Genomic DNA, 22,245 nt, shown 5'->3' with positions numbered 1-22,245 from the left:
TCCAATTACAACTTCGTTAAAATGATTGGCCCATCTTTTGTAATCGCAAGTGTATGCTCATATTGAGCTGATAATTTCCCATCCATCGTTCGTGCAGTCCACCCATTTAAATCTACTTTCGAATATCGCATACCTACATTGACAATCGGCTCAATCGTAATCACCATCCCTTCTTGTAACTGAGGCCCTTGTCCTTGTTTCCCAAAATGAAAAATTGCTGGTTCTTCATGAATCTCTTTACCGATTCCATGTCCCGTAAAGTCTCTTGCGACAGAAAAACCTTCATTTGTTACATAACTTTCAATTGCATAGCCAATGTCTCCTACATGATTACCGATTACCGCCTGATCAACCCCTTTATATAAAGCATTCTCAGCTACTAGCAACAACTTTTCTGCTTCATCAGAAACTTTTCCAACTCTATACGTCCAAGCAGAATCTGAAAGACCCCCATTTAAGTTTACTACCATGTCAATTGTTACAATATCACCCTCAGTTAAAGGAACATCGGCCGGAAACGCATGACACATTTCATCGTTTACAGATGCACATATCGCATATGGATAACCATTGTAATCTTTCTGTTCAGATGTGGCACCATGCTTTTTTAAATACATTTCAACAAACGTATTAATCTCTTGCGTCGTTATACCTGGCTTTATCATTTTCGCAATTTCTTTATGACATGAAGCAAGTAATTTTCCAGATTCATGCATCAAATCTATTTCATTTTTCGTTTTAATTGTAATCATACTACCTCTACCTTTCCTTGCTAAACCTACTATTCGCTACTAAACTTCTATCATACACATCCTTTACCAAAATTTCAAAACCCTCAATTACAACAAGTAAAAAAATATGTATCATATATTTCTAAATCAAAATAAAAAACAGAAGACCCCTCTGTTTTTTAATCACGTTTACATATGCAGTTCATTTTCAAAAACTCAAAACAACTACCATTTGTTTTCTGTATAAACGTTCCAACCACTTCAAATCCTGCTCTTTTATACACTTTGATTGCTCTCCTATTAAATGTCGCTACTGATAGTGTTATATAATTGCACCCGTATTTTTCTTTGCTAAAAGCTAGTCCAGCATTCACGAACTGTAAACCAAATCCATTTCCAGTTATATCAGGTCTCATTCCAAGTCCTATATCAACCGTTCCATCATTCATTTTACAAACAGTAAAAAAACCAATGAGAATGCCATTTTGCTTCACAGAAAATGTATGATCTCCTCTACTCTCACCCTGTAAAAATTCAGCTAAATCTTCTTCATCTGCCTCTATATCATAAAAAGAATATTTCCCTTCATAATGCCAGTTATACGCAATTTCCTCCGCTTCTTCTTGCTTCATTACTGTATATGTATACCCCATTCTCCCATCCCCTTTAATAAAAAGAGCTGCAATTAAGCAGCTCTTTTTTTACAACTCATAAATCGCTCTATATTTCGCTTCTAAATAATCGGCTAAGTAGTTTGCATTTAAGCCTTCACCTGTTACATCTTCTAAAATTTCAAGCGGCTTTTTCGTTTTACCATATTGGTGAATATGTTCTGTTAACCATTCACGAATCGGTGTTACGTTTCCTTCTTCTAATAATGCATCAAAGTTCGGAATGTCTTTTAACATTCTTTGCTTAAATTGCGCTGCATACATGTAACCAAGCGCATAAGATGGGAAGTATCCAAATGAGCCACCAGCCCAGTGAACATCTTGCAATACACCTTGCGCATCATTTTCCGGACGAATTCCTAAATATGCTTCCATCTTATCATTCCAAGCTGCTGGTAAGTCCTTCACTTGTAATGTACCATCAAATAATTCTTTCTCTAATTCATAACGCACCATAACATGAAGCGGGTATGTAAGCTCATCTGCTTCTATACGAATGAATGACGGCCTCGATTCGTTAATTGCATCATAAAACTCATCGACTGACATATCATCAAATTGACCATCGCTATACTCTTTTAATAAATCATAATTTTTCTTCCAGAATGATTTATTACGGCCGATAAAGTTCTCAAAGAATAATGATTGTGATTCGTGAATACCCATAGATGTACCACTGCAAAGTGGTGTACCTTCAAATTGTTCTGCAATGTTTTGTTCATATACTGCATGACCACATTCATGAATTGTTCCAAATACAGCCATACGGAAATCTTTTTCATCATAGCGTGTCGTAATACGAACATCCCCTCTATTTAATGTAATTTCGAAAGGATGTACTGTTTCATCAAGACGACCTGCTTCAAAGTCATAATTCAATTGCTTTAATAGTTCTAATGTAAAGTTCTTTTGTTTTTCTTTTGAAAACTGTTCCGATAAAGCACTTGTTTTTAATCCTTTTTTAGACTCAGAGATTTCTTTTACAAGCGGCACGATGCGCTCACGAAGTTGACCAAATACGTGATCTAAAACTTCTACTGTAATACCTGGCTCATACATGTCTAATAATGTATTGTATTTATATGTTTCATAACCCCAATATGTAATAAATTTCTTTTTAAATTCAACAATTTTTTCTAAGTACGGGCGGAACATTTCGAAATCAGATTTTTCGCGAGCTTCTTCCCACACACTCTCTGCTTTCGCTTCTAATTTCACATAAGCCTCATATTCAGCTTGTGGAATTTTTTTATTTCTATCATATTCTTTCCGACACTCTTCAACCATTTTCTTTGTCGTTTCAGAAAGTTTATCTTCACGTATTAAAGCTTCAAGTTCTGTTAAATAGTTTCCCATCTCATCTGAAGTCGACATAGCAAACACTTCTGACGAAAGCATACCAATTACTTCTGAACGCTGATCTACACCTTTTTTTGGTGCACCTGTTCTTAAATCCCAAAACATTAAACTTAATGCTTCTCCGTAATTCTGTATCTTCTTCACGTATGTTAAAAATTGTTTTTCTACCTCATATGTAGCAACTGTCATCGTATAAAAGCCTCCTTTTTCTACCTCAAACTTAATTCGACACGGAAACATAAATTCCTTTTATAATAGAAAAAAAGCTTGGCAAGCGCCAAGCTTTCTCCTTATAATTCTTTACCTTCTACTGGCAGTACATTTTTCACAGCTGCAACTACTTTCTCATCTTCTGAATCAGATAAGAAGATTGATATAGCACCTTTATCTTCACTTGTACGAATTAAACGCCCAATTCCTTGACGAAGTCGTAAAATCATATATGGTACATCTACATCCCAGAATGGATCATTTACGTGCTTACGTTTCGCTTCAAACACAGGATCGTTTGGAGGGAATGGTAATGACCAAATAATAACGTGTGATAATGATGAACCAGGAATATCTAAACCTTCCCATAAATGAACCGCACAAAGTACAGTCTCTTCTTCATTTTGGAAACGAGAAACGAGCTGGCTAATTTCCTGATCTCCTTCATATAAGAACGGAACCGACATTTGCTCCTTACTTACATACTCTTTGAACGCTGCAAGCTCTTGCGTTGTACGGAATAATACAAGCGTACGTCCATTTGTTTTTTGTATATTTTCAAGTGTATATTGACACTTTCTTTCCCATTCATTTTCTTTCGTATGCGATAGTAAGTTTACTGCCATTTGCTCTTCGTAATCAAACGGTGAAGCAACTGAGAATGATAAGTAATCTTTTACCCCTAGGCTATTAGCTGTAAACGCGAATGAATCATTGTTCGATAATGTCGCAGAAGAGAAAATATACGGTATTTTCTTCGAGAACACTTTCTCTTGTAATACTTCTTCAACTGCACGCGGCATAATCACTAACGTGAAGGCACCATCACCTTCTTCACCCCAAGTAATTACATTTTTCTCGTGCATGAACAGACGAAGTGAATGTTCTAATACATCTAAATGCTCATCAACAATATTTAAATCATACGTGTTTACTGTATGCATTTCACTTTCGAATACTAATGCATCTCCAACTTCACCGATTTTTGCATAAAGTCGTTTCGCTTCAGCTGTTACTTTTTCTGTCACAGTAATTTCTAAACGATCAGAACCAGCAATTTCTTTTTTGTTTTCTTGTAACACATCAAAGAATCGCTCTGTTTGCCAAATTGTTTCTTCTACTAAATGTGCAAACTCCTCACGAATATCGTTTTGTAGCAATCTCGTTAAAAGTTGCTCCATCATCGTTTGCTTTAAACGGTATGTTAAAGCTTTTTGAGCTGCATATTCTACTAGATGTCCTTCATCGAATACAACGCAGCTACTTTCTGGTAATAACGGAATTTGCCCTTCACGCTTACGAGCATCGTACGTCCAAATATGATCCATATAGAAATCTTGAGAACAAATAATTAAATCTGCTGCTTTACGATAATGTTCACGAGAAAGAGTTTGTCCACAACGATGACGAGAATCACAAGTAAAGCAATCTTGGAAGTAATCCCAATTTACTTTTGACCATTCTTCGTCATTTAAAAGTGGAAATTCTTTTCTGTCACCATAGTGAGTAAAGTTTTGCATCGTACCATGATCGAATACAAACTGTGGTAACTCGTAATATACGTCTTCAATTACTTCTGGAGCTCGTCCACTCATAACATCTTCAAGTTTACGTAAGCATAAATAATTATCCATTGATTTTGCAAGCCTCACATCAACAGATAGTCCTAATGCTTCAGATAACTTAGCGATGTCCCCTTCTTCTTTTACAAGCTGCTCAATTAACGTTTCATCTGCACAAGCAATAATAGCTGGTTTCCCAGTATAACGCGCGTAACAAATTGCATATAGAAGATATACAATTGTTTTCCCTGTTCCTACACCAGCTTCTGCGAACATAACTTTCTTTTCTTGAAAAGCGCGTTCTAACTGAAACGCCATAAAAATTTGTTCATCACGCTCTTCAAAGCCTTTTTCCGGAAGGATGTCGTAAAACACATCTCCAATCCACTCATTCAACTTATCATAAAAATTATCTTGTTTTCCTACTTCAAATGGTAATCTCTTCTCAGTAAACATCCTTAGCCTCCAACCAAAAAGTTTTTCTATAAAAAGATAATAGCAACTGCTACGCATATGTATGCATTTGCTTTCCCCTGTTGCAATACATAGAAATTCACGAAAAAAAATTTTCCTTTCGAAAAAGGAAAATTTTCTTCTATATTAATGACTTTAAATACCGTTTATCAATCGCTGTTTCATGTGAAAGAGCTGACAAATATTCTTCTTGTGCTTTTTGTATTTCATCTACAATCGCACCTTGACTATCCACTTCTTTTCCGAGCTCATCATACGTACGGTGAATAGCTTTTTGAATCATTGATAATTGGAAATTATCCATATCACTTCCTCCTTTACGCATTACATAATAGCCAGTATATGCGCGCTGGAGGAGTTTTATACTATGAATTACGCGGTGGACGTTTTCCGAAGTATTGGTAGTAATCTGTACGGATAAATCCGTTAAACAGTTTACGCTTCTTCGACGCATCTTTTCCGTAACACTTCTCAAATGCTTCGTAGCTTGTTAATACATACGCTGACCATGTATCTAACGGGCGGAATACTTGTCCCATTTCTTTATACAGTTGTTCAACGAGTGCTTTTTCACTTAAACGTTCTCCGTATGGAGGATTCGTTACAACGTAGCCATAATCCTCTTTTGTTGTGAAATCTTTTACTTGCATTTGTTTAAATGTAATTAAATCGCCTAAGCCCACTTCTTCTGCGTTATCTTGAGCAACTCGAATCATACGATGATCAATATCTGATCCAATGATTTGTAATCGTTGATCATAGTTCGCTAAATCTTCAGCTTCTTGACGAGCTTCACGCCAGTTTTGTTTACCTACCCAGCCCCACTCGTCAGATGCGAAACCACGGTTAAATCCTGGTGCAATGTTTTGTCCAATTAATGCTGCTTCAATTGGAATTGTACCTGATCCACAGAATGGATCAACAAATGGACGATCTGGCTTCCAGTTTGTTAATTTAATTAAAGACGCAGCTAATGTTTCTTTTAACGGAGCTTCCCCTTGATCCATACGGTATCCACGTTTATGAAGTCCAACACCACTCGCATCAATTGTTAATGTTGCAATATCCTTGAGCATTGCAATCTCGATACGGAATAACGGACCGTCTTCTTCAAACCAAGTTGTACGTTTATATGTTGTTTTTAATTTTTCAACGACAGCTTTTTTAACGATACGTTGGCAATCCGAAACACTGAATAATTCAGATTTTAAAGATTTACCGATAACAGGGAACTCGCCATTCTCTGGAATATAATCTCCCCAGTTTAATGCTTTCGTTTTTTCAAATAGCTCATCAAATGTTGTTGCTTTAAATTCGCCAACTTTAATTTTTACACGGTCCGCAGTGCGTAACCATAAATTCGTGCGACAAATCGCCTTTTCATCTGCTTCAAATGTTACTTTGCTGTTTTCTACTTGACATTCATAACCAAGATCGCGAACTTCTCGGGCAACTAACGCTTCAATACCCATTGCCGCTGTTGCAATTAAAGTAACTTTTCCCATTTGCATTCACCTCTTATGTATATTCAAACAATAATTAATAGCAATTGGTCCTATTAATCATTACATTTTACGAAAAATTTTCTCATTAACCATTTTAACTCATACTTTATAACTTCATACAAATAAAAAGCCCTCCTCTAACAAAGGAGAGCTGAGTTATTTCATAGTTGGTTCATAACGTTCTGTAAGCCATGTTCTGTTCCTTTGTACTACAAACGGCCCACGCCTCGTACTCCGGTGGCAATCATCTATCTACAGGTTATAAAACCTGTCCTTTCCCGTCGTTCATTTCCTTGGAAAAGATTCCCCTACCATTATTTGGGTTTCTCGCTCGTGGGGTTTACCTCGTTCCACTCCTATCATTTCTTCAAGGACTTCGTCACTGTGGCACTTTAAAGGTAGTCAAACCGTATCCGAAAGGACTTAGGTTTTTTCCCTGCCGTTAAACCAGCCTTACAGCCAGAATACCCTAGCTTATGAATTGGCTAGGCACGAACACTACAGCCATCTCAGGCCGTGCGAGCATGGACTTTCCTCTACAACGTTGGCGTTGCAGCGATTACCCAAACGTTATGACATCCATTAGTATAGTGGAAACAAAAAGATTTTGCAACGTTTTTTTCTATGTAAAACGCTTAAACCTTTTCCCACCTTACATCATTCGTATAACTTACTTCCAAATACAGCTTTTTCTAAGTTAGATAAGCGTTTTAAAATATCCGTATTCGTGTTGTTATAAACCGGTTGTGCAACTGGTGTTTGTACAGGTTGTTGTGGAACTTGCGTTACTGCTAGTTTTTGTTCCTCTAATTCACGCTTTAAACGAGCATTTTGTTGCTTTAATTGCTCAAACTCTTTGTGGAAAGCTTCATAGTCTTTAATGATCATATCAAGAAACTTGTCTACTTCTTCTTGCTGATAACCTCTCATACCTGTTTTAAATTCTTTTTCTAAAATATCTTTCGCTGTTAATTTAATTTTATCCGAAATCATTTTCTTCACCTCAAATTTTTACCAAAACTTTCATTAACTAAATTTTTTCAGAAACAATGCTTTTTGTCAATCATATATACGAGTACTATATTACATATTACTCTGCATTATTCCACTGTTCCTCTTCTATTATATCTTGTAAATCAGAAAAAAGAATGAAATAACTGTGATAATTTTCTATTTCCCCTTTTTTCTTTGCTGCTTCTACAATATATTTGGGACTTCCTGGTTTTTCTTCATCATATACCGCTAAAAGCGCATCACTTTTTTCAATAAAAAATTGATTTTTTAATTTAAATTGTTCTGGGCTTTCATACTTCCGTTTCGTGATACTATCAACATGGTCTGCTTGAGAAAGAATAAATTCATAATATTCACGATTATCTTCTTTCCAATTTTCTTCTTGTTCTAAAAACGGAGTAAATACCGCTAATTTTAAGTCTGGATATTCTACTTGAATTTCAAAAACAACTTCAGCAGCCCATAATTCTACACCTAACTGGCCGCTTATTATAACCCACTCTAAACCATCTTCTACAAAAGTGGTTAATTTGCGGTGTAATGCCTTTTTTATACACTCCACCCCTGGATGATCATTTTTAAATATTCCAAGTTCAAATGGCTTATATCCTGTTACTGCAATAACTTTCATATCAACACTCCAATTACAAAAAAAGAACTAGCATTTCGCTAGTTCTAACATATCATTTACTTTTTAAATATTCCACCAACGTTTGGTCCGATATTTGGACCTACTGGTGATACATTGTTTGGTAAAAACGGTGATACATTTGGTCCTGGTCCAAACGGTGATACATTCGGTCCTGGCCCAAATGGAGATATTTGATGCCCGTGGTGATGATGACCATGGCCACATGGTCCACATCCACCGCCGAATCCTGGGTCGATTGGGTCCACAACATTTACATTTGAATTTGTTTGTGGGAAGAAGTTTTGGTTTTTAATTTGTTGATGATGTACATGTGTTGTATGTGTTGGGAAAATGTGTGGCACCACCGTTGTTGAAAAAGAGTGTGTTACGCATTGTTTCGTCGGATGAACGACAGGAGCAGTTGTACAAATAGGTCCTACAGGCTTATGCCCTCCAAAACAAGGATGACAATGATGCATAGTTTTTTCTCTCCTCTCTCGTTAAAAAAATCTGATTACACTTTACAGTATGAGAAAAGAGAGAAAGCCGTTTGTTATATATACCCATTTATTACAAGGAAATTTGTCTAGTCCTTTATTTCATATACAATACTTTCATAGACAACCCTTCAACATTACTTACCAAAGAAGCCTCCAACTTGTTTTACAATACCTGTCACCTGATTCATCGCATTCATCATCTGGCCAGCTGTGTTCATCATTTTATTTACATCATAGTTACCATCTGATGTTTTAAATTGAGAAACAAAACTAGAAAACTGACTTGGCTGTTGTTGCTTTTGTTTACTCTGTGTCGGATACGGTTGTTTTGGTGGATAAAACATCCCTTGTTGATTAGCATAGGGCGCTTGTGGTGGCATATAATATTGTGAATTCATATAAGGCTGCTGCTGTTGTTGATTCATGTATGGTTGCTGAGCTTGTGATTGTTGAGCTTGATTCACATAAGGTTGCTGCTGTTGTGGTTGTTGAGCCTGATTTACATAAGGTTGCTGCTGTTGTTGAGCTTGATTCATAAATGACACTTCAAACGGTTGATAATAATTTTGATTTCCATAATAAGGCTCGAAAGGATACATATTATACCGTAAATATGTATCCGTATTATATTGGTACATATTTTGCTGTGCATATGGATACGTTTGCTGATATACGTTAGATTGTTGAAACATGCATTCTCTCCTCCTTTACATAAGTTTCTACATATATAATATGTACCTATAAAATAATATGTGTGATGGAGTATCTGTCTATTTTTGTCGGAAGTTTAAATTTTTAAAAAATTAAAAAAGAAAACCCTTCCATGCTATGATAATTAAGAAGAAGATTCTCATGGGGGAGGAATCAACATGGTATTAGGGGATTTAAAACAAGCGTTTTCTCAAAAAAAGGGGTATTGCACAGAGAATGCAAATGAATTATTAGACTTTGCGAGACATTGGTATCTCGAAGGAAAAATATGCATATCAGATTATCGAACATTAATAAAAGAATTAGAAATAAACGGCGCAACAAAACCTACAACAATGACAGAAGCATAAAAATAACAAGAGGGTTCTCCCTCTTGTTATTTACATTGCTCAACTATATTTTGCAAAGTATACGAAACGGCTTGGTGTGTTTCAAAGAATCGTTTACCTTTACCTTTATTTACAAAGCATTGTAACACATTCGTTTGTAAATTATCGTATACTTGATCAATTTGCTGTACATGTATATACTTTGGCTTTTCTTCTTTAATCCACGTATAAGCTAATTCTTTCCACTTCTCTAATTCCTCATCTACCATATCTACAAACGGTTTCATATCCTTATAAAAATCGTATTCAATCAGTTCTCTTTTTTTTACATTCGCTTCATTATTATACTGCATGAGTTTTTCTGAAGACTGTATTAATGCTTCATTCTTCATTTCTTTCCCACCTTATTATGCACTCACTACGACGTTTTGAAATGTCTTTACCCAATTCCCTTTTTCTTCGTGATGCACTAATTTATTTTCCATATGTTCAATATGCATTTCTGTTATTTCTATCTTATTGCATATTTTTTCACTCGCATCCTTTAATGCATGATTCATTCTAATCCCTATATTCATTTCCAGCAAATCGAGAGAACTTAACATTTGATCCATTTTTTTCATTACATCTTCCTTCTGAACCATCGCCATATACAAAACGCCTCCTTCTTTGCTTTTCCTTTGTCATGTAATTTCGCCGAATGATTCACCACTCCTGCCCACATGACAAAACTAGTTGTTATTCGTCAAAGAAATCATTTCGTATGTCATTTATAGAAATGGTAACAATACAAAAAGGAGGTGTATTACAATGGCAAAGAACAAAAATGAAAAAAAGAAAAACCAAAACAAACAACAAAATAAACCTGAGACTGGCAATCCAAAGCTAGATGGTCCAAACTTCCCTGCTACATAAAGCGAGACTTTATTACGAACAGGTAGATTTCAAATCATCCTTAATCTCCTACTAGCATTACGTTTTGAAATTAAAGTTGTAGCACGCATAGCAGGATTGTTTCAAATTAAGAAGTCCCGTCTTCAAAATGGAAGACGGGACTTCTTTTTTATTATATCATGAACTCATCCATCCTTTTAGCAAAACGATTTACGATAGATAGCCTATAGATTTGTTCTCTCTTTCTTCTATACCATTCTGTTATATTAACTTCCTCTTTAGGTTCTTCAAGTACAAATAGCACATTCATTTTCATATTTGCACAAAACCAATCTCTCATTTTTATTTCTTCATGTAAAATAACAGGATAAATATCTCTAAGTGTTGGCGTATAAGACTTTCGAGTTTCCTGTGCGTAAACTTCATAATCTTCTCTAGACCCAGTATGTGTAGTTTGCAATGCAAACTTATAAAACGAACCATTATAAATTGGATGAAACAATAACCATGCTAATCTTTTTCCTAGTTCTATACGCTGTTGTAACGTTTCAAATTGATAAACCGAAAATCCATACATCCTCCCTTCAATTGTTGGGAAGATAACTGCACTAATATGAAATCTTTCTTGTACTTTAAAAAGTGCAGTATGGAATACATGTTTTTTAAAATATGTGTTCTCAATGACTGGTTTTTGAATTTTATTTTGTTCATTTATAATAAGCGCCGTCATAAGCCTATTCATATCTCTTCTTTCCCAGAAAAGTAACCATTCTTTTTCCATAAAAATTGATACGCTGAAATATTGCAACAAATGAAAGAGAGGTGCCCGTCTCTTCTTACTTTCCTCATACAATAATAGCTGAGGAAATGCATCTAAGAAAATAATCCAATTAGCTTGTTCGTACAGAAGAAATAAATGTTTTTTTACCGTTTCAGGTAATACAGTGGCATAATATCTCCCTTCTAAATCAGTCATATTCCATCCCGCATTTCTCGAAACCATACTCGCTAAAAAGGCCCACCTGATTTCACTATTTCTTAAATAATATTCTTGATAAGATTGTGTCCGAGAAATATTGTCCACATTAGCTATTTCTGTTTTCTTTTTAATATTGCGAATGATCGCTTTTTCTTTCTCTGTACAAAAATTTTTTTCTCGATTTTGTTTAATTTTCATATAATCATTCCATGTAAACATAAATAAGTCATCATACCTTTCATCAAAAAGGTCACATCTTTTTTCATTTTTTGATATAATCACCTTTGTAAGTAATTCTTAGCAAGTTGGGAGTGGACACACTATGACCATTCGTTACCCAAATGGAAAAAGGTATAATCAAGCTTCACAACCTCAAAAAACACCTATAAAAACACATACTTATAGTAATAGAGGTATGTCCCTTGAAGAGGAATTGAATGAAACAAATCAATATTACTTAACCCATAATATTGCATGTGTACATAAAAAGCCTACACCTCTTCAAATTGTAAAAGTAGATTACCCCGCTCGAAGTGCTGCAGTGGTAAAAGAAGCGTATTTTAAACAACCTTCTACGACAGATTACAACGGTGTATACAAAGGGAAATACATCGATTTTGAAGCAAAGGAAACAAAAAATAAAACTAGTTTCCCACTTCAAAACTTCCACCTTCATCAAATAGAACATATGAAGCAAGTGGTTGCTCATAATGGAATTGCATTTGTCATTATTAAATTTACACTTTTTGATGAATTTTATTTATTAGATGCAAAACATATTATTGCATTTTGGAATCGTCAAAATACAGGTGGACGCAAGTCGATTACGAAAGAAGAAATAGAAGAGCATGGATCCTTATTATCATGCGGTTATCACCCTCGGATTGACTATATCCGTGTACTAGACACGGTTTATTTTTCGTGATAGAGTCATCACTAAGGCTCTTTTTTCGACTTTTGGGGGAGAGAATGAAAGGTAGGAGAAAGTATAATGTCAGATAATTATCGTTCTCGTACAGAACGAAATCATGTAAAAAATCAAGAGAAAAAAACAAATAAAGAAGAAAAACCAAAGAAAAAAGGCTCCTTTTTCAAGAAATTCCTTATAGGTTGTCTACTTCTTGGTATCGTTGGTCTTGTAGCCGGCGTTTCCGCTTTCTTTGTTATGGTAAAGGACGCTCCAAAATTAGATAAATCCAAACTTGTTAATCCTTTATCAACAAAGTTTCTTGATAAAAACGGAAATTTCTTCTATGAATACGGTGCTGAAAAACGAACGCATGTTACTTATGATCAAATTCCAAAAGTAGTTGAAAATGCATTCCTTGCAACTGAGGATTCGCGTTTCTATGATCATAATGGAATTGACTTTAAACGAACTACAAAAGCAGTTATGGAAAATGTCACTGGTGGTTTCGGTTCCCAAGGTGGTAGTACGATTACACAGCAAGTCGTTAAGAACTATTTTCTAACGATGGATAAAACCGCTAAGAGAAAAGTACAAGAATGGTACTTATCTTATAAATTAGAGCAACAATACTCTAAACATGAGATTTTAGAAATGTACTTAAATAAGATTAATTTAGGTAACCGTTCATATGGTATTGCGACAGCAGCGCAAAAATATTATGGTAAAGATTTAAAAGACTTGCAATTACATGAAGCTGCTATGCTCGCTGGTTTACCCCAAGGTCCAAACATTTATGATCCAACAAAAAAGGAAAATGTTGAACGAGCAACAAATCGTCGTAATGTCGTATTGTCATTAATGAATCGACATGGTTATATAACAAAAGAAGAAATGAATAACGCCGTTAAGATCCCAGTAACAGAGGGCCTTCAACCGTCTTCAGAAGTAACTGAGATGAAGTATCAAGCATTTTTAGATGCGGTTGTAACAGAAGTTGAAAAAGAATATCCTGATGTAAATATCGGTTCAGATGGTTTAACGATTCATACAACACTTGATCAAGATGCTCAAGATTACGCTGAAAAAATTATGGATGGAAATCTTATTAAGTATCCAAACGATCAATTCCAAGGATCATTCGTATTTATGGATACACAATCTGGAGAAGTTCGAGCAATTGGTGCTGGACGTAAAGAAAATAAGTCCACTTTCAAAGGTCATAATATGGCAACTAATTTAAAACGCCAAGTTGGTTCAACAATGAAACCTATTTTCGACTACGGTCCAGCGATTGAGAATCTTCAGTGGTCTACTTATCATCAATTAAATGACTCTGAATATACTTATTCTGATGGCACAAAGATTAAAAATGCTACAGGAAGTTTTAAAGGTGACGTTTCACTTCGTGAAGCATTGAAGAAGTCATTAAACATTCCGGCTTTAAAAACAGCTCAAACAGTTGGGCTTAATAAATCAAAAGAGTTTGCTGAAGGTTTAGGCATGACATTTGAAGATGGAGTACATGAATCTACTGCAATTGGTAGTAACGATAGTTCTCCATTAGCAGTAGCAGGTGCATATGCAACGTTTGGTAATAACGGCGTGTATAATAAACCTCATTTCGTAAAAGAAGTAATCTTCCCGGACGGGAAAAAGAAAAGCTTTAAACCGAAGGAACAACGTGCTATGCAAGACTACACAGCTTACATGGTAACTGACGTTCTTCGTGACGTAGTAAAACCTGGTTCTGGTGGTACAGGACCAACAGCATATGTTTCAGGTGTTGACGTAGCAGGTAAAACTGGAACGCAAAACTTTGATGCAAAAGATTTAAAGAAATACGGCATTCCAGCTGATGCAAACAGGGATAGCTGGTTCGCTGGCTATACACCACAATATACGATGGCTGTATGGACGGGTTACGTAAAGAACGGTCCAGAAAACTACATTAGTGATCGTTATACTAAAATTGCACAGCAAATGTTCCAAGTAATGATGAGCAAATTCGCTACAGATAAATCACGCTTTGAACGTCCTTCTTCTGTTCAAGAAATAAACGGAGAACTATACGTAAAAGGTGCGAAAAAAGATGCAATTAAAGAAATTAAAGTAGATGCCCCTAGTGGTCTGAATGTCACTTTCGATGGCGCTAGCACAGTTACACTAAACTGGTCTGGACCAGCAGAAGTTGATGCATATGCAGCCAGCTATAAAGCAACTGACGGTTCAAGTGGTAGCCTATCAATAAGTGGTACGACAGCTACTCTTGGTGGTATTAAACCAGGTGTTACTTACAGCTTCTCTGTAGTAGCGAAAAAAGGCACTGGCACAAGCCCAGCAGTTGGTGCATCCTTCACTGCGCCTGGCGGAACTCCAGATGCGAAAAAAGCTGAAGAAGAGGCTAAGAAAAAGGCCGATGAAGAAGCTAAGAAAAAAGCTGATGAGGAAGCCCAGAAAAAGGCTAATGAAGATAAAGTAAAACAAGACGAAGCTAAGAAAAAAGCTGAAGAAGAGGCTAAGAAACAACAAGAACAGCAACAAGAACAACAACGTAAACAGCAAGAAGAAGCTCAAAAGAAAGCTGATGAGGAAGCTAGAAGAAAAGCTGAAGAAGAAGCTAAGAAAAAAGCTGAAGAAGAAGCTAAGAAGAAAGCTGAAGAAGAGGCCAAGAAAAAAGCTGAAGAAGAAGCTAAGAAACAACAAGAACAGCAACAGCAAAATACCGGAGGAGATACACCTCACGCAGACGGTACTGTTATTACAACAGAGTCCTAATAAACAAAAAAGAAGTCCGTTTCTCTTAACGAGAAGCGGACTTCTTTTTTGTTATCATTTTCTTTACATATAGCTTTTCTATTTCGATATACAACTGCGCTAATTGAATATAAGAATGATAATTACTCGGTTTCTTTATTATGAATGAATATCTTTCCATAAAATTAACAGGTTGCACTTTTAATTTATTCGTATTTATTTGCATTTCATTCAAACTATGAACAGGTTGCTCATTTAGCCAATAGACAACCGATAACAAGTGAGCTGCAAAAAGAATCATTGGCCCCTCAGCCTCTTGCTTATTTCTATTTCGAAACCGTATAGCAATGTCTTCATGCTTATTTTTCCATACATTCAACATCGCTGGAATACTGTTTTCAATTTCCTTCCATGGCTCATACTGTCTTTCAATATCAAATATAAAGTAAGTATTTTGTATTATTTCTTCAAAAGACTCGTCTGTATGATACTCAATTGAATTTACGCTTTCTTTAAAAAATGGTAAGCAGTGAAATTCTTTCGGTATTTCTATAACTCGCTCCATCCCTTATTTCACCTTCATTCGCTTCTTTCCTTCACGACATACTTCTAACAGTCTGCACTCCTCACATTGCGGTCGTTGTGCTTTACAATGATAACGTCCAAAGAAAATCATACGATGATGCGTAACCCCCCACTCATCCATCGGTACTTTCTTCATTAACGTTTTTTCTACTTCTAACACAGAATCTTTCCATCTACAAATCGCTAATCGTTTACTCACTCGCTCCACATGTGTATCAACAGCAATTGCAGGAATCCCAAACGCTACGGAAACTACAACATTCGCTGTTTTCCTTCCTACACCGGGTAATTTCGTAAGTTCATCTCGATCGCTCGGTACCTCCCCATTATAGTCATCTAATAACATTCGGCATAATTTTTGAATGTTTTTTGCTTTATTTCTATACAATCCGATAGAGCGTATATCTTGTTGTAATTCTTCTAGAGAAACACTTAAATAATCTTCTGGTGTTTTATATTTTTGAAATAAATTTCTTGTCACTTTATTTACAAGTACATCTGTACATTGTGCAGATAACGCCACCGCGATTACAAGTTCAAATGGATTATCATGAACCAATTCACAATGCGCTTCTGGATACATATCCGCCATTGTGTCTAAACAATAACGGATTTGCGTTTTGTTAAGCATATTTCTCCTCCTATATTACTGCTCCAACCAATTATAAAAAGGCACTTTTCCAGTAAATTTCGTCTCTTGTTTTGTCATTTGTTGTGCTCTTTGTTGATTCGCTCTAAATTTTTGACCTTGATTTTGAGCCTGATCTACCGTTTTAATTCCATTCTTTTTCCACTCAAATAAAATACGATCAATATATCGGAAATTTAGTTTCCCACTCATTACAGCTTCTCTAAGAGCTGCTTGAATTAAATTTGGATGATGTTGATCTTGGTCCTCCCACATTCCTAACGTTTCACATTCGAACGGCGAAAGTGGTCTTCCAAATTCTTTTTCAAATACTGTATATAAATTTACTTGCAGCTGTTTTTTTTCTTTTTGCTCTTCCTCTATTGATTCATCCATTAAGAAATGTAATATTTTTTCCCATAACGGTTGTAAAGAATAACTTTCGCACATCATCGCTTCTGATCTTTGTCCACCTTCTAGTGATAAAAAACCTTTTTGAATCAACGCTTGAATTACTTCCATACATTTCATTTCCGTTATCGTCATCCGTTCAGAAATCTCTGAAGGAGTCGGAAACGAATTACCTGATTCTAAAAATGTGTGTACATGAAGTACAACCATAAATTCCGTCTCATTTAAACCTAATTTTTTATAATGCATCATAAGCAATTTTGGAATTGCAATGCTTCCCTGCTCAAACCACTGTAGCATCATTTTCTTTTTCATCACCAAACACCTCGCTCTCTAGTATAACACACCTTTAGCTATTTCTTTTTGCCACAATTCGTCAAAAAAACCTCCCCATCAATAGGGAGGTTTTTTATATTACATGAATGAAATATAAAATTAAGCTTGCACTTTACTTTTCATAAATGTATGGATACGTTCTAATGCTTTCTCTACTTGTTCAAGAGATGTCGCATATGATAAACGAACATTATTTGGAGCACCAAATCCTGTACCTGGTACAAGAGCCACTTTTTCCTCTTCTAATAGAGCCTTTGCCCAATCATCAACTGTTGCATATCCTGATAAAGCTACAGCTTCTTTTACGTTAGGGAATAAGTAAAATGCACCTTGCGGTTTAATACAAGTAAAGCCAGGGATTTGAATTAATTTATCATAAATGATGTTTAATCTCTCTTCAAAGGCTTGACGCATTGTTTCCACAGGTTCTTGTGAGCCTGCATATGCCGCAATTGCGCCGTATTGAGCGATTGAAGTAGGGTTTGACGTACTATGACTCGCTAAGTTCGTCATCGCTTTAATAAGCTGCTTATTTCCTGCTGCATATCCAATACGCCATCCTGTCATAGAATGAGATTTAGATACACCATTAATAATAAGTGTTTGTTCTTTTAATGCATTAGAAAGCTGGGCAATTGAAGTATATTCTACGCCACCATAAATTAATTTTTCATAAATTTCATCAGAAACGATTAAAATATCATGTTCTAAACATACTTCTCCAAGCTGTTGTAATTCTTCTTTGCTATAAATCATTCCTGTTGGATTGCTCGGTGAATTAATAATAACTGCTTTCGTTTTCTCTGTAATTGCCTCACGCAGCTGCTTTGCTGTAATTTTGTACTCATTGTCTTCTAAACCTTCTACATAAACCGGCTTACCGCCAGCAAGCTTTACTTGCTCTGGATAGCTTACCCAGTAAGGAGTTGGAATGATAACTTCATCTCCCTCATCAAGTAATACTTGGAATAATGTATATAATGCATGCTTTGCGCCATTACATACAATAATTTCAGATGGATCATACGCAATACCTTGATCGCGAGTAAATTTCTTCACAATTTCTTGTTTTAACGATTGTAATCCACCTGTTGGTGTATACTTCGTATGCCCTTCTAACATCGCTTTATGTGCAGCATCCATAATATGCTCTGGTGTATTAAAGTCAGGTTCCCCTGCCCCTAATCCAATTACATCATGACCCTCTGCTTTTAATGCTTGTGCCTTTGCTGTAATTTCTAAAGTTGAAGACGGTGTTAAAGCAGCTACTCGCTTTGCTAATTTCATTTGTAGTTCCCCCTACATCTATTTTTCAATGCTATATCGTCTTAAAAATTTTCCATCTTTAAATTCAAGATAGTAATAACTATAACGATTGTCATCATCAATATATGTAACTTCCCATAGTGGTACATCATTTTCAAAGCCTAATTTCACTTTCATAATCTCTTTCGGCTTACTTTTTGATTCCTTACTTTCATTGCCGACTTGTTCTAATGTTCTTTGTATAGCCTCTTTTTCAGAAATACCTTCGCTCTTTTTCCTGACTACAGTATCCCCTTTTTTCTCCGGCACCCAAACGATAAGTTGTTCTCCCTTTTCATCTGTACCTTGCACGACTATATATGCAGATTTTCCGTTGTAATAATCAACAGATTTCACCTTTGTAAGCTTTGCTTTTTCTTTAGCAATTTCTACAAATTTCGACTCTTTTGGAATTTTCTTCCCCATTGCTTTATTATAAACATACGCCCCATATATTCCGCTAGCAACGATAACAATAATGATTGCAAAGATCCACTTTTTCATTGTATCACTACGTTCTGTAAATCGTAAATACAGCTGTTTCTTTATCTTTTTCGTCTAATGCTAGTCCGAACATGAGGTCCTGCTCTTTTAACGTACGATTCAAACTATCAACAATTTTATACAAATCAGACGAATATTTAATACGCGTCGTTGATAGTACTTCGATTTTCTTCTCCATGAAAAAACTCCTCCGTTACACAAAAATTTCTAATTATAGAAGAACGCAATGCGGTTACAATAAGAGTACATTCTTTACACCCCCTGCTTCATCACCCATCTATTATAGCAGGACATGTACAGCAAAAAAAGGTTTCAAGTCGAAAACCAACACATTTTGTATACAAGAAGTAAGAAAAATAAAATTCCTCCTACCCACATTTTTTACGCCTGAAGTTTATAAGTACTTCAGGCGTATTTTTCTTCCATTTTTATTCATTTGATGGTTCTTCTAATTGTACTAATAATTCTTCTAATGGTCCTTCATAAAGAGGTACGTTAGGGATCGATTGTAGAAATCGTTTTCCATAGGAAGAACTCGTCAAACGACGATCTAACACTACTACCGTTCCTGTATCTGTATTCGTTCGAATTAAGCGGCCGAATCCTTGTTTGAAACGTAATATTGCTTGTGGCAGCGCTAATTTAGCGAATACATCCTCACCTTGATTTTTTAGCCACTCACCTTTCGCTTCCATCATCGGCTGATGAGGCGGCGTAAATGGTAGACGGACAATAACAAGACAACTTAAGGCATCTCCTGGAATATCTATCCCTTCCCAGAAACTGCTCGTCCCTAATAAAATTGATTTGTCGAACTCTTGAAACTTTCGAATTAAACGGCTTCGACTTCTATTATTCACACTTTGTGTGAGTAATAAATAACCCTCTAATTCATCATTATTTTTTAAATTCGCATACACTTCTTTTAACATTTCATACGAAGTGAATAAAACAAGCATTCTGCCCTTTGTGGCTTTCGCTATCTTTGCAATATGTTCCGATACAGATTCAATATATCGCTCATTACTTACTTGCTTAATAAAAGGTACATCCGTTGAAACCATTAATTTCATTTGTTCATCATAACGAAATGGCGATGGAACCTTTAAAGTATTTGGAGCGAAATCATGTAAACCAAGTTCCTCTTTTATATAATCAAACGTATCGTTAACTGTTAGTGTTGCGGATGTAAAAATAACACTCTTTTTTTCTGTTAAAAATTCATCAGCAAATCTTTCACCAATATGAACAGGCTGTGCATATAGAACTGTTGAATGAATCGTCCCTTTCGTTTCAGTCTCCATCCAAGTTACATACGAATTCTTTTCTAATACGAGTAACTGTAATGATTCTGCCATCTTTCTCAGCAACTCAATTAAATGCATAAATTCACCTGTTACAACATGCATCTCCCATTCTAACTTACTTTGCAATATATCCACTTGCTTCTCAAGAGCAGTTACTACCCTTCTTAATTCATATATAAAACGATTTGTTAATTCAACGATACTATCCCACAACTTACCTTTTTCTAGTTCTGCGTTATACCTATAGATGAGCGGCATATTATTCGTTCCTTGTTCTTGCTTTGTTTGTTTAAATATAAAAGTACGTAACATTTGGAAGAGTTCATCCGCATCAAACTTAAGTTCCTTCAAACTATAACTTATCATACGGAAAGTTGAACGAGATGCTTGCTCTGATTTTTTCATCATTTTATATACTTTGGAGAGTACATCTTCTGTTTCTAGCGTCCCAAGACGAGATATAACCAATTGAAAATACATACAAGAGAACTGTTCACCCAATGTTCTACTCGCAGCTTCTTCAATATGGTGAGCTTCATCAAAAATAATATGTTCGCATGAAGCAAACAGCGGTTCTTCACTTGAAAAATCTTGAAATAATAACGCATGATTTGTGATAACGATATCTGCAAATAAAGCTTTATTCTTCGCTCGCTGGTAAAAACAACGACTAAACCAATTACTTTGCATACCGCCTGGACTATACGCATCACTACAAATACGATTCCAAAGTAACTTTCCGCCCTCAGGAATATTTAATTCGTCTTGATCACCCGTTTCAGTTTGCAATAGCCAAACTAAAATCTTCGCCTTCGTAAGTGCCATATCATAATTTTTTTCTTCCTCTTGTAAAGCATACTCAAATTTGTGTAAGCAAAGATAATGCTTTCTTCCTTTAAGAAGAGCTACCTCAAATGAAAATGGCATTATTTTTTGTAATAACGGTATTTCTTTTTCTAATATTTGTTGTTGGAGTTGTACCGTTTGTGTACTTATAATGACAGGTTCTTCTTTTCTCTTTGCAAAATAAAGACTAGGAAGCAAATATGCAAGAGTCTTTCCTGTTCCTGTACCGGCTTCAATTAGTGAAAAACGAGAATCTCTTAACGCCGTATATATCTCTTTCATCATCAGTTGTTGACTTTCTCTTCTTTCAAACTTTGGCATATGTGATTCCAATTTATCCATCGTTTTATTCAAGAAAGCATCAAACTTTGATGAACACGTTTCTCCAAGGTTTAAGGAATAGTTCCGCTTTTTCAGCGCAATATTTCGATGTATTTCATACTCCGCTATATCTTCTTTACCATTCATTACTTTCTTTAAAATATTTTCAGAAAGCACATCAGCTATATCACTTTGGAACACATCGCTTAATTCATAAAGCGATTGCAACGTGACAAGTGGTAACTTTTCAATTTCATTTAAAAATTGTAAAAATAATTCCGCTGTTGCAAGAGCATCACTATCCGCACGATGTGGTTGATCATGTTCTAGTTCATGCTTCTTAGCTAAATCACGTAATTTATAACTATCAGCTGTCGGCAAAAGAATTTGAGCCAATTCAACCGTGTCGATTTTAGGACAATGTATTTCTGTATATCCAGCCTGTCTTAATTCTTCATTTAAAAAATTCCAATCAAAGTGAACATTATGCGCAACGAAAGCCGCACCTTGTAATAGCTCAACAATCATCGGGGCTACATCTTGAAATAACGGGGCTTGTTTTACAAGACTTTCATCAATCCCTGTTAATTCTGTAATAAATGGTGGGATCTCTCTCTTTGGGTTAACAAAAGACGAAAAAATCTCCAATATCTCTCCATCTTCTACTACAACAGCTGCAATTTGGGTAATTTTATCCTTCCCATCTTTCCAGGAGTTCCCTGTCGTCTCTAAATCAACAACGACATAACGCTTACTCATATATGTAAC

At 35.6% G+C, this 22,245-nt stretch carries 24 protein-coding genes and 1 other RNA gene; 4 read left to right on the top strand and 21 right to left on the bottom strand.

What is annotated here, in order from left to right; all coding sequences use genetic code 11:
* Nucleotides 1-5: 5 nt before the first annotated feature.
* The 11 genes from MHH27_RS08290 to MHH27_RS08240 form a co-directional block, all read right to left on the bottom strand.
* Nucleotides 6-752, bottom strand: coding sequence for a type I methionyl aminopeptidase (locus MHH27_RS08290; protein ID WP_044307511.1), 747 nt, complete (start codon nt 750-752; stop codon nt 6-8).
* 158 nt (nt 753-910) lie between these two features.
* Nucleotides 911-1,384, bottom strand: a complete 474-nt coding sequence (locus MHH27_RS08285; RefSeq protein WP_097924929.1) for a GNAT family N-acetyltransferase — start codon at nt 1,382-1,384, stop codon at nt 911-913.
* A 48-nt stretch (nt 1,385-1,432) separates the two neighbouring features.
* The gene (gene ypwA, locus MHH27_RS08280) at nt 1,433-2,950 is read right to left on the bottom strand and encodes a carboxypeptidase (RefSeq protein ID WP_097924931.1); all 1,518 of its coding nucleotides are present in this window, start codon (nt 2,948-2,950) and stop codon (nt 1,433-1,435) included.
* A gap of 101 nt (nt 2,951-3,051) precedes the next feature.
* Nucleotides 3,052-4,989 carry an ATP-dependent DNA helicase gene (locus tag MHH27_RS08275; RefSeq protein ID WP_000493700.1) on the bottom strand — a complete coding sequence of 646 codons (1,938 nt, stop codon included), beginning with the start codon at nt 4,987-4,989 and terminating at the stop codon, nt 3,052-3,054.
* Between the two features lie 139 nt (nt 4,990-5,128).
* The gene (locus tag MHH27_RS08270; RefSeq protein ID WP_000368570.1) at nt 5,129-5,311 is read right to left on the bottom strand and encodes a DUF3921 domain-containing protein; all 183 of its coding nucleotides are present in this window, start codon (nt 5,309-5,311) and stop codon (nt 5,129-5,131) included.
* Between the two features lie 61 nt (nt 5,312-5,372).
* Entirely contained in the window at nt 5,373-6,512 is a 1,140-nt protein-coding gene (locus MHH27_RS08265; RefSeq protein WP_000521224.1) for a THUMP domain-containing class I SAM-dependent RNA methyltransferase, read from the bottom strand.
* Nucleotides 6,513-6,692: 180 nt separating this feature from the next.
* Nucleotides 6,693-7,083, bottom strand: an RNA gene (gene rnpB, locus MHH27_RS08260) — RNase P RNA component class B.
* Nucleotides 7,084-7,169: 86 nt separating this feature from the next.
* Complete coding sequence (gene gpsB / locus MHH27_RS08255; protein ID WP_000622431.1) at nt 7,170-7,505, bottom strand: cell division regulator GpsB; 336 nt, start codon at nt 7,503-7,505, stop codon at nt 7,170-7,172.
* A gap of 97 nt (nt 7,506-7,602) precedes the next feature.
* Nucleotides 7,603-8,157, bottom strand: a complete 555-nt coding sequence (locus tag MHH27_RS08250; RefSeq protein WP_000862916.1) for a DUF1273 domain-containing protein — start codon at nt 8,155-8,157, stop codon at nt 7,603-7,605.
* Nucleotides 8,158-8,213: 56 nt separating this feature from the next.
* Nucleotides 8,214-8,636: a CotD family spore coat protein gene (locus MHH27_RS08245; protein ID WP_000546292.1), complete on the bottom strand. Its 423-nt coding sequence runs from the start codon at nt 8,634-8,636 to the stop codon at nt 8,214-8,216.
* 155 nt (nt 8,637-8,791) lie between these two features.
* The gene (locus MHH27_RS08240; RefSeq protein WP_000487718.1) at nt 8,792-9,349 is read right to left on the bottom strand and encodes a YppG family protein; all 558 of its coding nucleotides are present in this window, start codon (nt 9,347-9,349) and stop codon (nt 8,792-8,794) included.
* A 177-nt stretch (nt 9,350-9,526) separates the two neighbouring features.
* Between MHH27_RS08240 and MHH27_RS08235 the strand changes: the two genes are divergently transcribed.
* Entirely contained in the window at nt 9,527-9,718 is a 192-nt protein-coding gene (locus tag MHH27_RS08235) for a YppF family protein (RefSeq protein WP_000242652.1), read from the top strand.
* A gap of 26 nt (nt 9,719-9,744) precedes the next feature.
* Here MHH27_RS08235 and MHH27_RS08230 read toward each other — a convergent pair whose 3' ends face one another.
* Nucleotides 9,745-10,089, bottom strand: coding sequence for a YppE family protein (locus MHH27_RS08230; RefSeq protein WP_000786937.1), 345 nt, complete (start codon nt 10,087-10,089; stop codon nt 9,745-9,747).
* A gap of 15 nt (nt 10,090-10,104) precedes the next feature.
* Entirely contained in the window at nt 10,105-10,347 is a 243-nt protein-coding gene (locus tag MHH27_RS08225; RefSeq protein ID WP_001252036.1) for a hypothetical protein, read from the bottom strand.
* 85 nt (nt 10,348-10,432) lie between these two features.
* Here MHH27_RS08225 and MHH27_RS08220 point away from each other — a divergent pair, with 85 nt between their 5' ends.
* On the top strand, nt 10,433-10,612 hold the full coding sequence (locus MHH27_RS08220; protein ID WP_001987054.1) for a hypothetical protein: 180 nt from the start codon (nt 10,433-10,435) through the stop codon (nt 10,610-10,612).
* A 151-nt stretch (nt 10,613-10,763) separates the two neighbouring features.
* Here the strand turns inward: MHH27_RS08220 and MHH27_RS08215 are convergent, their stop codons facing one another.
* The gene (locus MHH27_RS08215; protein WP_088021956.1) at nt 10,764-11,789 is read right to left on the bottom strand and encodes a DUF2515 domain-containing protein; all 1,026 of its coding nucleotides are present in this window, start codon (nt 11,787-11,789) and stop codon (nt 10,764-10,766) included.
* 103 nt (nt 11,790-11,892) lie between these two features.
* Between MHH27_RS08215 and recU the strand changes: the two genes are divergently transcribed.
* A complete protein-coding gene (gene recU / locus MHH27_RS08210) occupies nt 11,893-12,495 on the top strand; it encodes a Holliday junction resolvase RecU (protein WP_000155599.1) in 603 nt (200 codons plus the stop codon).
* A 66-nt stretch (nt 12,496-12,561) separates the two neighbouring features.
* Entirely contained in the window at nt 12,562-15,255 is a 2,694-nt protein-coding gene (locus MHH27_RS08205; RefSeq protein WP_098289689.1) for a PBP1A family penicillin-binding protein, read from the top strand.
* Between the two features lie 25 nt (nt 15,256-15,280).
* Here the strand turns inward: MHH27_RS08205 and MHH27_RS08200 are convergent, their stop codons facing one another.
* From MHH27_RS08200 to dinG, 7 genes are all read right to left on the bottom strand, one after another.
* Nucleotides 15,281-15,799, bottom strand: coding sequence for a YpoC family protein (locus tag MHH27_RS08200; RefSeq protein ID WP_075716819.1), 519 nt, complete (start codon nt 15,797-15,799; stop codon nt 15,281-15,283).
* A 3-nt stretch (nt 15,800-15,802) separates the two neighbouring features.
* On the bottom strand, nt 15,803-16,450 hold the full coding sequence (gene nth, locus MHH27_RS08195; protein WP_000933035.1) for an endonuclease III: 648 nt from the start codon (nt 16,448-16,450) through the stop codon (nt 15,803-15,805).
* Nucleotides 16,451-16,465: 15 nt separating this feature from the next.
* A complete protein-coding gene (gene dnaD / locus MHH27_RS08190; RefSeq protein ID WP_000728542.1) occupies nt 16,466-17,173 on the bottom strand; it encodes a DNA replication protein DnaD in 708 nt (235 codons plus the stop codon).
* A 120-nt stretch (nt 17,174-17,293) separates the two neighbouring features.
* Nucleotides 17,294-18,481, bottom strand: a complete 1,188-nt coding sequence (gene aspB, locus MHH27_RS08185) for an aspartate transaminase AspB (RefSeq protein WP_000761571.1) — start codon at nt 18,479-18,481, stop codon at nt 17,294-17,296.
* Between the two features lie 18 nt (nt 18,482-18,499).
* Nucleotides 18,500-19,003 (bottom strand): cell wall elongation regulator TseB-like domain-containing protein, encoded by a 504-nt coding sequence (locus MHH27_RS08180; RefSeq protein ID WP_000758740.1) that lies wholly within the window; start codon nt 19,001-19,003, stop codon nt 18,500-18,502.
* A gap of 7 nt (nt 19,004-19,010) precedes the next feature.
* Nucleotides 19,011-19,181, bottom strand: coding sequence for a YpmA family protein (locus tag MHH27_RS08175; protein ID WP_000412179.1), 171 nt, complete (start codon nt 19,179-19,181; stop codon nt 19,011-19,013).
* Between the two features lie 250 nt (nt 19,182-19,431).
* Nucleotides 19,432-22,236: an ATP-dependent DNA helicase DinG gene (gene dinG, locus MHH27_RS08170; RefSeq protein WP_340942168.1), complete on the bottom strand. Its 2,805-nt coding sequence runs from the start codon at nt 22,234-22,236 to the stop codon at nt 19,432-19,434.
* Nucleotides 22,237-22,245 lie beyond the last annotated feature (9 nt).

The organism is Bacillus sp. FSL L8-0152, assembly GCF_038006365.1.
In the GTDB taxonomy this organism is placed as follows: domain Bacteria; phylum Bacillota; class Bacilli; order Bacillales; family Bacillaceae_G; genus Bacillus_A; species Bacillus_A cereus.
This window is presented reverse-complemented; position numbering and strand designations above follow the sequence as displayed.

What these genes read in the sequence shown, in the direction of transcription:
- gpsB (WP_000622431.1), bottom strand. Translation starts at nt 7,505, where the DNA reads ATGATTTCGGATAAAATTAAATTAACAGCGAAAGATATTTTAGAAAAA.
- MHH27_RS08270 (WP_000368570.1), bottom strand. Translation starts at nt 5,311, where the DNA reads ATGGATAATTTCCAATTATCAATGATTCAAAAAGCTATTCACCGTACG.
- MHH27_RS08180 (WP_000758740.1), bottom strand. Translation starts at nt 19,003, where the DNA reads ATGAAAAAGTGGATCTTTGCAATCATTATTGTTATCGTTGCTAGCGGA.
- MHH27_RS08200 (WP_075716819.1), bottom strand. Translation starts at nt 15,799, where the DNA reads ATGGAGCGAGTTATAGAAATACCGAAAGAATTTCACTGCTTACCATTT.
- aspB (WP_000761571.1), bottom strand. Translation starts at nt 18,481, where the DNA reads ATGAAATTAGCAAAGCGAGTAGCTGCTTTAACACCGTCTTCAACTTTA.
- MHH27_RS08230 (WP_000786937.1), bottom strand. Translation starts at nt 10,089, where the DNA reads ATGAAGAATGAAGCATTAATACAGTCTTCAGAAAAACTCATGCAGTAT.
- MHH27_RS08215 (WP_088021956.1), bottom strand. Translation starts at nt 11,789, where the DNA reads ATGTTTACATGGAATGATTATATGAAAATTAAACAAAATCGAGAAAAA.
- MHH27_RS08285 (WP_097924929.1), bottom strand. Translation starts at nt 1,384, where the DNA reads ATGGGGTATACATATACAGTAATGAAGCAAGAAGAAGCGGAGGAAATT.
- MHH27_RS08240 (WP_000487718.1), bottom strand. Translation starts at nt 9,349, where the DNA reads ATGTTTCAACAATCTAACGTATATCAGCAAACGTATCCATATGCACAG.
- MHH27_RS08265 (WP_000521224.1), bottom strand. Translation starts at nt 6,512, where the DNA reads ATGGGAAAAGTTACTTTAATTGCAACAGCGGCAATGGGTATTGAAGCG.
- MHH27_RS08235 (WP_000242652.1), top strand. Translation starts at nt 9,527, where the DNA reads ATGGTATTAGGGGATTTAAAACAAGCGTTTTCTCAAAAAAAGGGGTAT.
- MHH27_RS08225 (WP_001252036.1), bottom strand. Translation starts at nt 10,347, where the DNA reads ATGGCGATGGTTCAGAAGGAAGATGTAATGAAAAAAATGGATCAAATG.
- MHH27_RS08245 (WP_000546292.1), bottom strand. Translation starts at nt 8,636, where the DNA reads ATGCATCATTGTCATCCTTGTTTTGGAGGGCATAAGCCTGTAGGACCT.
- dinG (WP_340942168.1), bottom strand. Translation starts at nt 22,236, where the DNA reads ATGAGTAAGCGTTATGTCGTTGTTGATTTAGAGACGACAGGGAACTCC.
- ypwA (WP_097924931.1), bottom strand. Translation starts at nt 2,950, where the DNA reads ATGACAGTTGCTACATATGAGGTAGAAAAACAATTTTTAACATACGTG.
- MHH27_RS08175 (WP_000412179.1), bottom strand. Translation starts at nt 19,181, where the DNA reads ATGGAGAAGAAAATCGAAGTACTATCAACGACGCGTATTAAATATTCG.
- MHH27_RS08275 (WP_000493700.1), bottom strand. Translation starts at nt 4,989, where the DNA reads ATGTTTACTGAGAAGAGATTACCATTTGAAGTAGGAAAACAAGATAAT.
- MHH27_RS08250 (WP_000862916.1), bottom strand. Translation starts at nt 8,157, where the DNA reads ATGAAAGTTATTGCAGTAACAGGATATAAGCCATTTGAACTTGGAATA.
- MHH27_RS08205 (WP_098289689.1), top strand. Translation starts at nt 12,562, where the DNA reads ATGTCAGATAATTATCGTTCTCGTACAGAACGAAATCATGTAAAAAAT.
- dnaD (WP_000728542.1), bottom strand. Translation starts at nt 17,173, where the DNA reads ATGAAAAAGAAAATGATGCTACAGTGGTTTGAGCAGGGAAGCATTGCA.
- nth (WP_000933035.1), bottom strand. Translation starts at nt 16,450, where the DNA reads ATGCTTAACAAAACGCAAATCCGTTATTGTTTAGACACAATGGCGGAT.
- recU (WP_000155599.1), top strand. Translation starts at nt 11,893, where the DNA reads ATGACCATTCGTTACCCAAATGGAAAAAGGTATAATCAAGCTTCACAA.
- MHH27_RS08290 (WP_044307511.1), bottom strand. Translation starts at nt 752, where the DNA reads ATGATTACAATTAAAACGAAAAATGAAATAGATTTGATGCATGAATCT.